Source organism: Vibrio sp. VB16 (assembly GCF_015594925.2).
In the GTDB taxonomy this organism is placed as follows: Bacteria; Pseudomonadota; Gammaproteobacteria; order Enterobacterales; family Vibrionaceae; genus Vibrio.
The window spans coordinates 326,262-339,193 of sequence record NZ_CP087590.1; the positions used below are offsets into that span (position 1 = coordinate 326,262).

Annotated in this window: 11 protein-coding genes and 1 riboswitch; of the genes, 8 read left to right on the forward strand and 3 right to left on the reverse strand. The window is 41.0% G+C overall.

All coding sequences use genetic code 11. The annotated features are described in order from the left end of the window. Window positions 1-89: 89 nt before the first annotated feature. Window positions 90-641, reverse strand: a complete 552-nt coding sequence (locus tag IUZ65_RS01620) for a YtfJ family protein (RefSeq protein ID WP_195706552.1) — start codon at window positions 639-641, stop codon at window positions 90-92. A 263-nt stretch (window positions 642-904) separates the two neighbouring features. Between IUZ65_RS01620 and IUZ65_RS01625 the strand changes: the two genes are divergently transcribed. Further along, window positions 905-1,114, forward strand: coding sequence for a DUF1107 family protein (locus IUZ65_RS01625; RefSeq protein ID WP_195706553.1), 210 nt, complete (start codon window positions 905-907; stop codon window positions 1,112-1,114). Between the two features lie 43 nt (window positions 1,115-1,157). Here IUZ65_RS01625 and msrA read toward each other — a convergent pair whose 3' ends face one another. After that, the gene (msrA, locus tag IUZ65_RS01630; protein WP_195706554.1) at window positions 1,158-1,790 is read right to left on the reverse strand and encodes a peptide-methionine (S)-S-oxide reductase MsrA; all 633 of its coding nucleotides are present in this window, start codon (window positions 1,788-1,790) and stop codon (window positions 1,158-1,160) included. 253 nt (window positions 1,791-2,043) lie between these two features. On the opposite strand from msrA, the gene tamA reads away from it, so the two are divergent. The 4 genes from tamA to IUZ65_RS01650 all read left to right on the forward strand — a co-directional run bounded on the left by tamA (window position 2,044) and on the right by IUZ65_RS01650 (window position 8,261). Continuing rightward, window positions 2,044-3,756 (forward strand): autotransporter assembly complex protein TamA, encoded by a 1,713-nt coding sequence (gene tamA / locus IUZ65_RS01635; protein ID WP_195706612.1) that lies wholly within the window; start codon window positions 2,044-2,046, stop codon window positions 3,754-3,756. Further along, window positions 3,753-7,517 (forward strand): autotransporter assembly complex protein TamB, encoded by a 3,765-nt coding sequence (gene tamB, locus IUZ65_RS01640; protein WP_195706555.1) that lies wholly within the window; start codon window positions 3,753-3,755, stop codon window positions 7,515-7,517. Before tamA ends, tamB begins: the two co-directional genes overlap by 4 nt. 10 nt (window positions 7,518-7,527) lie before the next feature. Next, entirely contained in the window at window positions 7,528-7,878 is a 351-nt protein-coding gene (locus tag IUZ65_RS01645; protein ID WP_195706556.1) for a gamma-glutamylcyclotransferase family protein, read from the forward strand. A gap of 131 nt (window positions 7,879-8,009) precedes the next feature. Beyond that, window positions 8,010-8,261, forward strand: coding sequence for a GlsB/YeaQ/YmgE family stress response membrane protein (locus IUZ65_RS01650; protein WP_195706557.1), 252 nt, complete (start codon window positions 8,010-8,012; stop codon window positions 8,259-8,261). Window positions 8,262-8,373: 112 nt separating this feature from the next. Here the strand turns inward: IUZ65_RS01650 and fbp are convergent, their stop codons facing one another. Beyond that, window positions 8,374-9,387 (reverse strand): class 1 fructose-bisphosphatase, encoded by a 1,014-nt coding sequence (gene fbp, locus IUZ65_RS01655; RefSeq protein WP_195706558.1) that lies wholly within the window; start codon window positions 9,385-9,387, stop codon window positions 8,374-8,376. Window positions 9,388-9,648: 261 nt separating this feature from the next. On the opposite strand from fbp, the gene mpl reads away from it, so the two are divergent. The 3 genes from mpl (at window position 9,649) to thiB (ending at window position 12,929) form a co-directional block, all read left to right on the forward strand. Further along, window positions 9,649-11,016: a UDP-N-acetylmuramate:L-alanyl-gamma-D-glutamyl-meso-diaminopimelate ligase gene (gene mpl, locus IUZ65_RS01660; RefSeq protein ID WP_195706559.1), complete on the forward strand. Its 1,368-nt coding sequence runs from the start codon at window positions 9,649-9,651 to the stop codon at window positions 11,014-11,016. A gap of 49 nt (window positions 11,017-11,065) precedes the next feature. Then, entirely contained in the window at window positions 11,066-11,683 is a 618-nt protein-coding gene (locus IUZ65_RS01665; protein ID WP_195706560.1) for a flavin prenyltransferase UbiX, read from the forward strand. Between the two features lie 75 nt (window positions 11,684-11,758). Beyond that, window positions 11,759-11,886, forward strand: a riboswitch (TPP riboswitch). A gap of 47 nt (window positions 11,887-11,933) precedes the next feature. Continuing rightward, complete coding sequence (gene thiB, locus IUZ65_RS01670; protein ID WP_195706561.1) at window positions 11,934-12,929, forward strand: thiamine ABC transporter substrate binding subunit; 996 nt, start codon at window positions 11,934-11,936, stop codon at window positions 12,927-12,929. Window positions 12,930-12,932 lie beyond the last annotated feature (3 nt).

The following is a 12,932-nucleotide window of genomic DNA, read 5'->3' on the forward strand; positions in this document are numbered from 1 at the left end:
TGAATAATTGTCATCAATGATTGAAATTTATCGGTCATGATAAAAATGACGCAATAGCGTCATTTTTTCAGAAAAAGATGAACAAAAGATTACAAGTTAGAAGAAATAAAATTAAGCACTTGAGTTATCTCGTCTTTTACCAATGTACCTTCCTTTACAAAGAGAACTTTGCCTTCTTTATCTAGCACAATAATGGCTGAACTCTCTTCTTGTAGTTGCCAAGATTTTGCGACCGTCCCATTTTTGTCCAGAATAATAGAAGACCATGGGAACTCAATCTTACTGTCTTCAGCGGATGATTTTACAAATGAACCGGTACCCCACATCGCATCATCTTGGTTGATAATGGTGGTTGTTTGATAGCGATCTGCTGGAAATTTTGATGCGGTTATTGCCGCCATCAAATCAGCGTTCATTTTTTTTGCGCTTTTTCTTCCCGCTATAGCTTGAATAACTCTAACTTTGTTGGGGAGATGTGAGCTGTTCCACTCTTTATAAGCGATACCTTTATTTTCAACAAAAAGTTCGCCGTGTTTCGCAATGGCAACATTAGGTACGGTTTGCTCTAAGGTAATAGTGTGCGTGAAGCCCAATATTGGTGAGGCGCACAGTATCAATGCAGTGAGAGACTTTACTTTCATTTTATATTCCTTTTATTTTATCTTAACCCCTTATTAAGTATGGGGTTTATCTTCCTAGAAATAAACTGAGCCTTCTTAAGGATGGCGTTTAACTAGGTATACATAGCGTAGTTGAAAAAGTAAAAAAAGGTGACGATTTTTTTGAACTTGGCTCTAAAGTTGCATTTATTCTGAGTAAATTATTCATTGTGTTTAGCTGTCAGAGTAAGTTGTAAAGATTTGCCGCGACGGGTTTGGTATTGATGAAGGGAATGTTACTTATTATGACTCGAGTTTTTTCCACCTATCGCCCACTTCAAGTGGCCCGTTTTGTAAAAAACCTTTTTAAGGGGGAGTTTTCAATTGAAGGTGTTGGTGTATTTTATTTCGATAGCGGAAGAGTTTTGCTTCCTGATTTAACGGATAAGAAAAAACTATCGATAATGAAAGAGGTGAACTTTACTATCGATATCCTAACTATTGCTATGGTCTAAACGTTGGTTTCTTGAGCATCAGTTCAACGTATAAAAAAATAAGCTACACGCTTGGTGGAAAACAGACACCCGTTCCACCTAATCCACAATACCCGTTTGGATTTCTTGCTAAATACTGTTGATGATAGGTTTCTGCAAAATAGTATAGGTTGGCCGCTGTTATTTCCGTTGTGATCTGCCCTTTTCGTTGTTCATCTAATGCGGATTGATATTGTGCTTCGCTCTCTTTGGCTATCTTAAATTGCTCGTCACTAAACGTGTAAATGGCAGAACGGTACTGGCTGCCGAGATCATTCCCTTGACGCATGCCTTGAGTCGGGTCGTGTTTCTCCCAAAAATAATTGAGAAGTTGTGATAGTTTGATGATGCTAGGATTGAATATGATTCGTACGGCCTCAGTATGACCTGTTTTGCCAGTGCATACTTCTTCATAGGTTGGGTTCTCAGTGTGGCCGCCACTGTATCCTACAGAAGTCGAGTGAACCCCTTCAAGTGGCCAGAATAAACGTTCTGCTCCCCAAAAACATCCAAGTCCTAGCACTATTTCTTCATGACATTTAGGCACTGGAGCGGTAATGTCGGTATCGTTTACAACGTGTTTTTCGGTGACGGATATCGGTGTCGAACGACCTTTTATTGCAGTTTCACTTGTCACTACGCTCTGTTTGTTGAACATGATACTTGCTCCTTTTCCTGTCTTCATGGATTGAGTATAAGGGATTGTCTTCTTCTGCTTATATCGATATCAACTAATCAGAAACAAATGCTTATATAACAAAAGGCTTATGTGATATTTCGCTAATAATACACATAATATGACATCTTGATAACACATGTGTATAAGGTTGATTCATTATGAGTTAAGCTTTGTTCATAAGGATATGTCGTCGCGATAAGGTTCGTCTCAGTCTGTGTTTCAATATATTAAAATAATAAAAAAATTGACCGCTGTTTTGTTTATGTTGTTGCTATTAAGCAAGGGGGCATGGGCAAGTATTGCTTTAAATATTGAAGGGTTAGAAGGGGATCTTGAAGAGAATACGAATGTATATGTCGCTGCAATTTCCGAAGAGGATTACTCTACATCGCTTCGCTTTCAGTCTCGTCTTCGAGATACTATTATCACCGCACTTAAAGCACTTGGTTATTATCAACCTGAAATTGCCTTTATTATCTCTGAAAACGAGGAGACCTTGACGGCTAAAGTTGAAAAAGGTGAGCCTGTATTGATTGAAGTTGTCGACATTGAATTAGAAGGTGGAGCGAAACAAGATCCAGATTTTCTATCATTGATTGCGAAGTCTGGCTTGGTAGAACAATCGATATTAGATCATAGTAAATATGACGCACTAAAAAAGAGTATTCGAAATTTGGCCTTGTCGAAAGGGTATTTTGATGGAGATTTCACAAAGACGGCACTAGAGGTTGCACCTGAGCTTAATCAAGCCTTTATACGATTACATTATGATAGTGGCGTTCGGTATAACTTTGGAAAAACCATTATTGTGGGTAGCCAAATCGAAGAAGATAAAGTGCGCTCTCTGATACCTTATGAAGAGGGCAAACCATACTTAGCTTCCGACGTTGGTTTGCTTAATCAACGTCTATCAAATACAGAGTGGTTCTCTTCCGTTTTTGTCAAACCAGATTTGAAAAATGTGGAAAAGAATCAATTGCTACCAATGGAGGTATCTCTTGCTCCGCAATCGAAGAATAAGATAGAAACGGGTATAGGTTATTCTACGGATGTTGGCGTTAGAGGGACATTAAAGTGGAACAAACCATGGGTTAATACGTACGGACACAGTTTTGATTCAAGCTTATCGCTCTCTTCTCCAGAGCAAACCATTGTATTAGGTTATAAGATCCCTTTAGAAGACGTGCTTAACGAATACTATCGAGTTCAATACGGTATGAAGTATGAAGATAAACTTGATACAGATAGCTTAGAAGTGAACACGGTTGTTGAACGGCATTGGCAGTTGGACAATGGTTGGCATAGAAACCTCTTTTTAAGGTATCTACATGAGGACTTTACTCAAGGCTCTCAAAATGATGATATAAAAATGGCGATTCCAGGCGTTTCCTTTTCTAAGACGAAAAGCTCTGGTGGCTCAATGCCTAAGTTTGGTAATAAGTATTCGGTGAGTTTTGAATTGTCTGATGACAGCGTGATATCAAGAGCACGAATGCTGCGCATTCAGACCCGTTCAACTTGGATTAATAGCTTGGGAAGCAATCATCGGGGCATCGCTCGTGTCGATTTAGCGGCAAACTTTGTCGATAATATTCTTGATCTTCCTCCTTCAATTCGTTTTTTTGCTGGTGGCGATAATAATCTGCGTGGTTACGATTATGAATCTATTTCTCCTACAGATGATACTGGCGCGCTTATTGGGGCTAAATACATGGCGACGAGTTCACTGGAATATCAATATCGAATTAAAGGAGATTGGTGGTTAGCGGCGTTCGTCGATGCTGGTGATGCTTGGTCTGCGACACCAGAAGCCAAAATTGGAACTGGTTTTGGTGTTCGATGGGCATCTCCTGTCGGGCCGATTCGACTTGATTTAGCCTGGGGATTGGCTGAGGAGAGTGGTGATCAGTTCCGCGTTCATTTTGCGTTGGGACCAGAGTTATGACGAAGGTAGCGGTTAAATGGATAAAGAGATCTTTATTTGGTGTTATAGGGCTGATTTTACTTATCTTGTTGCTCTTATTGGGACTTCTGTTTACCAATAGTGGTCTTAATGCTGTTATTTGGGGGGTTCAGAAAGCCTTGCCTCAATTGGAGATTAAGGAGAGTGAAGGGGCGCTGTTACCAGAGTTCTCTCTGTTTGATATCTCCTATAAGTCGGAAGAACTTAATATTGAAGCAAAAAGTAAAGAGATTACTTTAGCTATCACGCCTAGTTGTTTTCTTATCCCGTCGGTTTGCGTTGAACAGCTGAAAATTGATGGTCTAGACTTTGCTTTAACTGGATTGCCACCCGTGAGTGAAGAACGCTCTTCTGAATCATCAGAGCCTTTAACTGAAATCCGACTACCAGTCCCCATTTATGTTCGCAGCCTATCGCTGTCTGATATTGACCTAGATATTTTGGGAAATAAAATTGGCTGGCAGACCTTTACCAGTCAAATAGAGATGAGTGGTAGCAAATTAACCATCCATCCCACCATTTTTGAGGACGTTAACGTTGAATTGGCAGAGGTTGCTGATAAAGCGTCTGAATCAAAAGGCGTTGCCAACACTGATCAAACCAAGCCGTCAATTACATTACCCGATGTGTTGATTCCTTTAGAGGTTGATCTGGAGAAGTTTGACTTATATCGTTTTAACGTAAAAGGTGAAACGCCCGTTATAGTAAATCATCTTGGCTTATCCACGCACGTACAAGGCTACGCGGTTAATGTAAAACAGCTGACGTTAGATACGCCACAAGCTGATATCGAATTGAAGTCAGAAATTGAACTGAGAGACGGCTATCCGTTGGTTTTAGACGTGTCGGCATTGGTCAAGCAGACGGAGCTAAAAGGGCAAAATCTCGTAATAAGAGCAGAAGGGAGCGTAGCAGATCTACAGTTAGATGCGCAGCTTACGGGCGTAATTGAAGCGCGCTTAAATGGGCGAATTGAACCGCTTGACCCTGAATTACCGTTTGATATCGAATTGACTGCCGGTCACGCGCAATGGCCATTGACTGGGGTTGCTGATTACACCGTGGATGTAGACCATATAAAATCCAACGGTTCATTAAAGGGCTATCAACTAGATATCGCGACCATTGCCGACGGAAAAGGTATCCCACCTCTCGACCTTACAGTAAAAGGCGAAGGCGATTTAGAACACGTGGAACTAGAATCTATTCTACTTAAAACACTCGGCGGGGAGGTTTCTGGTCAAGTAATGGCAAATTGGCAATCCCCGGTTAATTGGCAAGCCAAATTGGGCCTGTCAAATATTCAACCTGGATTGGAGTGGGAACAAGCAGAAGGTGTCGTTAACGGATCGTTAACGACCACTGGCGAGTTATTTGATTCAGGGGGGTGGCAGGTTGAATTACCTCTTTTGGATATCGAAGGGGTAATTAGAGAGTACCCTCTTAATATTGAAGGTGAATTACTCGCGAGCGATAAAAAGGGAACCGGTGATCTAAAAGTGATGACAAGTGGACTTGTTGTCAAGCATGGACCTAATGGACTAAATATTTCAGGACAATTAGATAAAAAGTGGGCGATGGATACAAGTATTAATTTTCCTGATATTGAAAAATCCCTTCCTGATTTTAAGGGCAGTGTTAATGGTCAAATTGCATTACGTGGTGAGCTTAAGACACCTGAAATTCGCACCGACCTTTCGGCAGAAAAAATCGCGTATCTAGATATTGCGACTATTTCTAATATTACTCTGTCCAGTGATTTAGCGCCATTACCAGCACCTGCTGGTGAACTTGACCTTAAGGTAAGTAATGTTGTATATGAAAATAAAATCATAGATTCGATTGATCTTTCGTTTTCTGGTTCGCAAAAAAAACACCAACTTAGCCTTGATGTGCTGTCTGATTTACTAAAAGCGAATTTGCATATTGCTGGTGGTTTGCATGAAAAGCCTGAATTAGTTTGGAAGGGGACACTAGATAAAGCGGAACTATCTACGGTACAAGGTCCGTGGGGTTTAGACCACCCTGTTGCGGTTAGTTTTCTTGTCGATAGTCAAGTTGCGAATGTCCAAGCCCATTGCTGGACACAAGCTAACTCGGAGGTTTGTTTAAGCAAAGATCTCGTTGCAGGGCAATCTGGTGAAGTGCATCTCGACGTTCAAAATTTTGGGTTTAGTCAGCTTGATATGTTTATCCCTAAAGGGACCAATATCGAGGGAGAATTCAATGCTGAAGCATTGGCAAGTTGGGGGCCAAATAAAAAGCCAGATGCTGAATTTAAGATCTCATTACCTAAAGGAAAGCTAACACAACAGATAGAACAACCCATAGTCTTAGCTTGGGAATCTATTGTACTTAGTGCTCAGTTACATAAAGATAGTCTTGCGGTCGATTGGCTTTTTGATCTTGCAGATAATGGGGATATCAAAGGAAACCTGAAAGTACCAGATGTTCAAGCCACACATCAAGGGCTGGATGCTCAGATAATTTTAGATAACATCAATTTAGACATGATTCAGCCTTTAGTGGGAGAGTACAGTAAGGTTAATGCGGATATAAATTCTGATATAAGAATTTCAGGCCCAGTTAAGCATCCAAAAGTTAATGGTAAATTTATCATCGGTGACATTATTGCACAGGGTGATATTGCGCCTGTTGAAGTTAATAATGGAACCATTGCCATCGATTTCTCTGGTTATGATGCGCGACTAAATGCGGATATCGAAACACCTGACGGTGTGTTACAACTTGATGGAGACGCAAATTGGGAAGATTTATCCGCTTGGTCAACCAATGTGAAAGTGTTTGCCGAAGAACTGAATGTCACTCTTCCTCCGATCGTTCAAGTAAAAATAAAGCCAGATATGCAGATCGCTATTACCCCTAAACGAGCGATTATTGAAGGCGATATCTATCTACCCTGGGGAAATATTACGGTTGAAGAACTGCCGCCTAGTGCTATAGGCGTCTCTTCCGATGAAGTGATTTTGAATAAAGACCTTCAGCCTGAAGAAGGAAGTACAGCACTTCCTATCGAAGTGGAAACAAACGTAAATATCCATATTGGTGACGACTTTAAACTGGCGGCTTTTGGTTTAAAGGGCGAACTCGTCGGCAAACTGAATGTCACCCAAAAAGACAAAGGGCCATTTATTGTTGGAGAGGTTGAGGTGGTGAATGGCGCTTATCGATCTTTTGGACAAGACTTAATCATTGTTGAAGGGAAAGTGTTGATGAATGGCCCGCCAGATCAACCTTATCTTGCTATTGATGCGGTACGAAACCCAGACAACACGCAAGATGATGTTGTAGCAGGTATTCGAGTAACGGGCCCGGCAAACGAACCAGCAATCGAGGTCTACTCTAAACCATCTATGCCGCAACAGAATGCTTTGTCCTACCTATTGAGAGGACAAGATCTTGATGGCGCTGCTGGTGGAAGTAGCATGACAACAGCCTTAATTGGCTTAAGCTTGGCTAAGAGTGGGCAGCTAGTAGGACAAATCGGTGAAACCTTTGGTGTGTCTGATCTGCAGTTGGACACCGCTGGATCTGGAGAAGAATCTCAGGTAACGGTCAGTGGTTATCTGACTCCAGAATTACAAGTGAAATATGGGGTTGGTATATTTGATTCATTTGGAGAATTCACGGTTAGGTATAAATTAGTCACCGATTTATATTTAGAAGCGGTGTCAGGAATGGATAGTGCAGTTGATCTGTTATATCAATTTGAATTTGATTAGGGAGTAATACATGCGACATCTGGTTTTTGTTTACGGAACGTTGCGTAAAGGTGAATCTAATCATCACGTACTCAGTGAGAGTGAGTACCTTGGTTTTTTTGAAACCGAACCGAACTATCAATTGTTCAATTATGGCTCCTATCCAGGCGTTACGCAGGGCAATTGCAAGGTGTTAGGTGAAGTGTATAGTGTTGATGATGATGTTCTACAACGCTTGGATATTTTAGAGAATGTTCCCATTGATTACGTGCGTGATCCAATAGAGACACCTTATGGAATTGCATGGATATACCTTTATCAAGGAGGAAGTAAACTTGACGAAGCCATCACATCGGGTAATTGGTTATATCGGAATAAATGATTGTCAGTTTCCTTGTTAGTGATAAAAAATAGCATCTTAATCAGCTTCTAAAAGCGCAATGATATTACCTAAGCCGATATATCTAGCTATATTCCTCTCATTTTCTAAATGACAATTAAGTGGGAGATAATATGGACGTTCAGGGTTTACTTATGACATTAGTCATTGGTGGTATTGCAGGATGGTTAGCGAGCATTATTATGAAGGGGTCAGGTCGTGGTGTGCTTATAAATGTCATCGTTGGAGTATTAGGTGCTGTTTTGGGTAAATTCCTCTTGTCTGCCTTGGGTATTTCTCTCATTGGTGGATTTATTGGAACCATAGTCGTTGCTACATTAGGTGCTGTGATACTCATTTCTCTGCTTCGACTTATTAGAGCTTAGTATTCGGTCACCTCTCAATATTTAAAAACGGATAACAAATAAATTAAAACCGCCTATTCTTGAAAATAGGCGGTTTTAATTTACGTAGATTTAATTCGCAGATTTGTAATTGTTATTCGTTTGGATTTTCTGCAATAAACTGTTCCACTTTATTGACCATCGCTTTAGACCCAACAAAGAAAGGCACACGCTGGTGTAACTCGGTTGGTTTCAGCTCCATGATGCGATTTTTACCGTCAGACGCTATGCCACCGGCTTGTTCAATGATGAATGCCATAGGATTACATTCATAAAGAAGGCGAAGCTTACCATTAGGATGACTTTCTGTGCTCGGATATAAGTAGATTCCACCTTTTAGTAAGTTTCTATGGAAATCAGCAACCAACGAGCCAATATAGCGCGAAGTATAAGGTCGATTCTCTTCAGGCACACTCTCTTGACAATATTTTATATACTTTTTAACCCCTTGCGGGAAACGAATATAGTTGCCTTCGTTGATTGAATAAATAGAGCCAGTTTCAGGGGTGATTAAACTTTCGTGAGATAAGCAGAAAGAACCGATGGAAGGGTCATAGGTAAAACCATGCACACCATTACCCGTTGTGTACACCAACATGGTAGATGAACCATATATGACATAACCCGCGGCAACTTGTTTGTCACCCGGTTGTAAAAAGTCCTCTTGAGTTGGTGGCGTGCCAACGGGTGAAACGCGGCGGTAAATTGAGAAAATCGTACCGACGGAAACATTGACATCGATATTAGATGATCCATCTAACGGGTCCATTAAGAGCACATATTTTGCGTTTTTATTTAGCTCTTTATTAAATGCAACGGTTTCATCTTCTTCTTCGCTTGCCACTCCGCACACTTGATCACGAGCTTCTAGTGCAGCTTTGAATTTGTCATTTGCGTATAAATCCAGCTTTTGTTGTTCTTCACCCTGTATATTCTCAGCACCAACCGAGCCAGTTATATCAACAAGTCCTGCTTTATTGATTTCACGGTTTACGATTTTTGCTGCAAGTCTAATTGAGGCCAATAATGAAGATAGTTCTCCACTAGCGTGGGGGAAGTCACTTTGTTTCTCTACTATAAATTCGCCAAGTGTGCGAAATTCAGACATGTTATATCCTTAACGTTTTCTGATGATTTAGAGGGCTTTTTAGTTACAATGACTTATAGCGCTAATTCATTATTATATGTTCGTTGCAACAAGCTCAATTGTATGGCATTAAACTTTTTATTGGTAATGAAGTAACTACTTGATATACAAATTGTTTCAACTACGTATCACATATTATCTGCAACTGAGTCGAATGATTGCTTTTCTCTGATAGATCGATCACATTAGTGCAGTCAAACAGGCAAGCTTAGGAAAAATAAAATGCACATTCATATTTTGGGGATTTGTGGAACCTTTATGGGGGGCGCAGCGGTGTTAGCTCGTCAATTGGGGCATAAAGTAACAGGGAGCGACGCAAATGTGTATCCTCCCATGAGTACGTTACTGGAATCTCAAGGTATAGAAATTATTGAGGGTTTTGACCCCACACAACTAAAATCCAATCCTGATCTTGTGGTTATTGGTAACGCCATGAGTCGAGGTAACCCGTGTGTAGAGTATGTCCTTGATCACAATCTAAAATATACGTCTGGTCCACAGTGGTTAAAAGAGTTCCTCCTCCATGATAGATGGGTATTAGCCGTCGCTGGCACCCACGGAAAAACAACAACAGCAAGCATGTTGTCATGGATACTTGAAGATTGTGGTTACGAGCCTGGTTTTCTTGTGGGTGGCGTTTTAGGGAATTTTGGGGTATCTGCGCGTCTAGGAAGTAGCATGTTCTTTGTGGTTGAGGCTGATGAATATGACAGTGCATTTTTCGATAAACGGTCAAAGTTCATTCACTATCACCCTCGCACCTTAGTAATGAATAATCTCGAGTTCGATCATGCTGATATTTTTGATGATCTAGAGGCAATTAAGAAACAATTTCATCACTTAGTACGAACAATCCCGAGCAATGGTCGAATATTCTCCCCTAAATCCGAATTGGCGCTTCAAGATGTATTGGAAAGGGGTTGCTGGAGTGAACAAGAGCTGATCGGAGATGAATCTTGTGACTGGAAAACAGAAAAAATCGAAAAAGACGGCAGCAAATTTGATGTTTTTTTTCGTAGCGAATTAGTTGGTACGGTCAGGTGGAATTTGGTGGGTGATCATAATGTTAGCAATGCATTGATGGCGGTGGCAGCAGCAAGACATGTCGGCGTTACTGCTGATCTGGCTTGTGAATCCTTAGCGTCGTTCATCAATACCAAAAGACGCCTTGAACTAAAAGGTGAGGTCGCAGGTATCACGGTTTATGACGATTTTGCTCACCACCCTACCGCGATAGAACTTACACTAGATGGGTTACGTAATAAGGTGGGGAAGCAAAAGATAATCGCGGTATTGGAACCTCGCTCAGCAACGATGAAGATGGGTATTCATAAAGAAACGCTCGCGACGTCGTTGTCTAAAGCTGACTCTATATACCTGTATCAGCCAAATAATTTAAAATGGTCAGTAGAAGACATTGCCAAACACTGTGATCAACCTACTTTTGTGAGTGATAATATAGATGTGTTTGTTGCTGAAATATTGCAAGAAGCAGCGGAGGGTGATCAAATACTCGTGATGAGTAATGGTGGCTTTGACGATATCCACGATAAGTTGTTAGGTGGATTGGCATTGGCTAAGAGTAAATAGATGTTATCCAACCGAAATAGTAGATATTTTAACAATGCAGAGAATGTAGATGATTAAAGACAAAACAATTACCTTGGCATTTACTGGCGCCTCTGGTGCACCTTATGGTTTACGGTTGCTAGAATGCCTGCTAGCGGCAGATTATAAAGTTTACCTGCTAATTTCTTCAGCGGCTCGTGTTGTGATGGCAACCGAACACAATTTAAAGTTACCTAGTGGTCCCGATGCGGCCAAAGCGGTGCTGATTAAACAACTGAACTGCAAACCTGAACGACTAGAAGTGTGTGGTAAAGAAGATTGGTTTTCTCCCGTTGCCTCAGGCAGTGCGGCACCTAAAAAAATGGTGGTTTGTCCCTGTTCTGCAGGTAGTGTGGCGGCCATTGCCCATGGCATGTCGGACAACCTTATAGAACGAGCGGCAGATGTGGTTATGAAAGAACGCGGTCAGTTATTATTGGTCGTGAGAGAAACCCCTTTTTCTACATTGCATTTAGAGAATATGCATAAGCTTTCTCAGATGGGTGTGACTATTATGCCCGCGGCTCCAGGGTTTTATCATCAACCTAAAACTATCGATGACTTGGTCGATTTTATGGTGGCAAGAATATTAGATCATCTCGATATAGAACAAAAACTCGTTGCGCGTTGGGGATATGACAACCGATAAACTGGCTTGTTAGCGTAGCGGATAAGCATCTATTCTCGCGGCTAGTATCTTCATAACATTACGTATACAATCACTGTCGACTCATCGGGGTGCTCAATAGTTATTTTTTAAATAATCAACTATTGGGCTGAGATTAAGTTTTCCTTAGAACCCGTACACCTGAACCAGATAATACTGGCGTAGGAATTGAGCGGGATAAATCAAAAATCCTCCCTCAAGCCTGTGCCGCTCAAAACATGGAGAGCGTCCAGTGAAATACACTATTTCAATTTTAGCTTCAACCTTAGCTGTAACCCTTTCATTTTCTACTTTTGCCGCCGATAAACTGACGGTATATACCTATGATTCTTTTGCCGCCGATTGGGGCCCAGGCCCAAAAATTGAAAAAGCCTTTGAAGCTCAATGCGGTTGTGACTTAGAGTTTGTCGCATTAGATGATGGGGTGTCTATTCTCAATCGATTGCGTCTAGAAGATAGCAACAGTAAAGCGGACATCATTTTAGGGTTAGATACGAATTTAATGACGGAAGCAAAAAAGACAGGGTTGTTAACAGAACATAGCGTAGACACCTCTACTACAACACTGCCTAAGGGTTGGTCAGACAGTACATTTGTTCCTTTTGATTACGGCTATTTTGCTTTTGTATATAACAAAGATAAGCTACAAACCCCACCTAAGAGCTTAAAAGAACTTGTTGAAGAGCGTGATGATTTAAAAGTGATATACCAAGACCCACGTACTTCTACACCCGGACAAGGTCTATTACTTTGGATGAAGTCTGTGTATGGCGACGACGTTAGTAAAGCGTGGGAAATGCTGTCTAAAAAAACCGTGACCGTGACCAAAGGCTGGTCTGAATCGTATTCGATGTTTTTAAAGGGAGAAGCGGACCTTGTTCTTTCTTACACCACTTCTCCTGCTTATCATTTGATTGCTGAAAATGATGCAAAATATGCCGCGGCTATTTTTAATGAGGGGCATTATATGCAAACTGAAGTAGCTGCAAAAGTGAAAGGTTCCAAAAATCCTAAGCTCGCTGACGAGTTTATGAGCTTTATTCTAAGTAATGAGTTCCAATCAGCAATGCCAACAGGTAACTGGATGTACCCAGTGACGAATGTTCCACTGCCTGAAGGTTTTGAGACGCTGACGATTCCGGAAAAAGCACTTTCATTTTCTTCTGATGAAGTGTCGAAAATGCGCAAAAACTGGATAAGAGAATGGCAATCAGCTTTAGTCCAATAATAC

Coding starts and splice junctions, on each gene's coding strand:
- IUZ65_RS01665 (WP_195706560.1), top strand. CDS start 11,066: ATGATTAAAGACAAAACAATTACCTTGGCATTTACTGGCGCCTCTGGT.
- msrA (WP_195706554.1), bottom strand. CDS start 1,790: ATGTTCAACAAACAGAGCGTAGTGACAAGTGAAACTGCAATAAAAGGT.
- fbp (WP_195706558.1), bottom strand. CDS start 9,387: ATGTCTGAATTTCGCACACTTGGCGAATTTATAGTAGAGAAACAAAGT.
- mpl (WP_195706559.1), top strand. CDS start 9,649: ATGCACATTCATATTTTGGGGATTTGTGGAACCTTTATGGGGGGCGCA.
- IUZ65_RS01620 (WP_195706552.1), bottom strand. CDS start 641: ATGAAAGTAAAGTCTCTCACTGCATTGATACTGTGCGCCTCACCAATA.
- IUZ65_RS01645 (WP_195706556.1), top strand. CDS start 7,528: ATGCGACATCTGGTTTTTGTTTACGGAACGTTGCGTAAAGGTGAATCT.
- IUZ65_RS01625 (WP_195706553.1), top strand. CDS start 905: ATGACTCGAGTTTTTTCCACCTATCGCCCACTTCAAGTGGCCCGTTTT.
- tamB (WP_195706555.1), top strand. CDS start 3,753: ATGACGAAGGTAGCGGTTAAATGGATAAAGAGATCTTTATTTGGTGTT.
- IUZ65_RS01650 (WP_195706557.1), top strand. CDS start 8,010: ATGGACGTTCAGGGTTTACTTATGACATTAGTCATTGGTGGTATTGCA.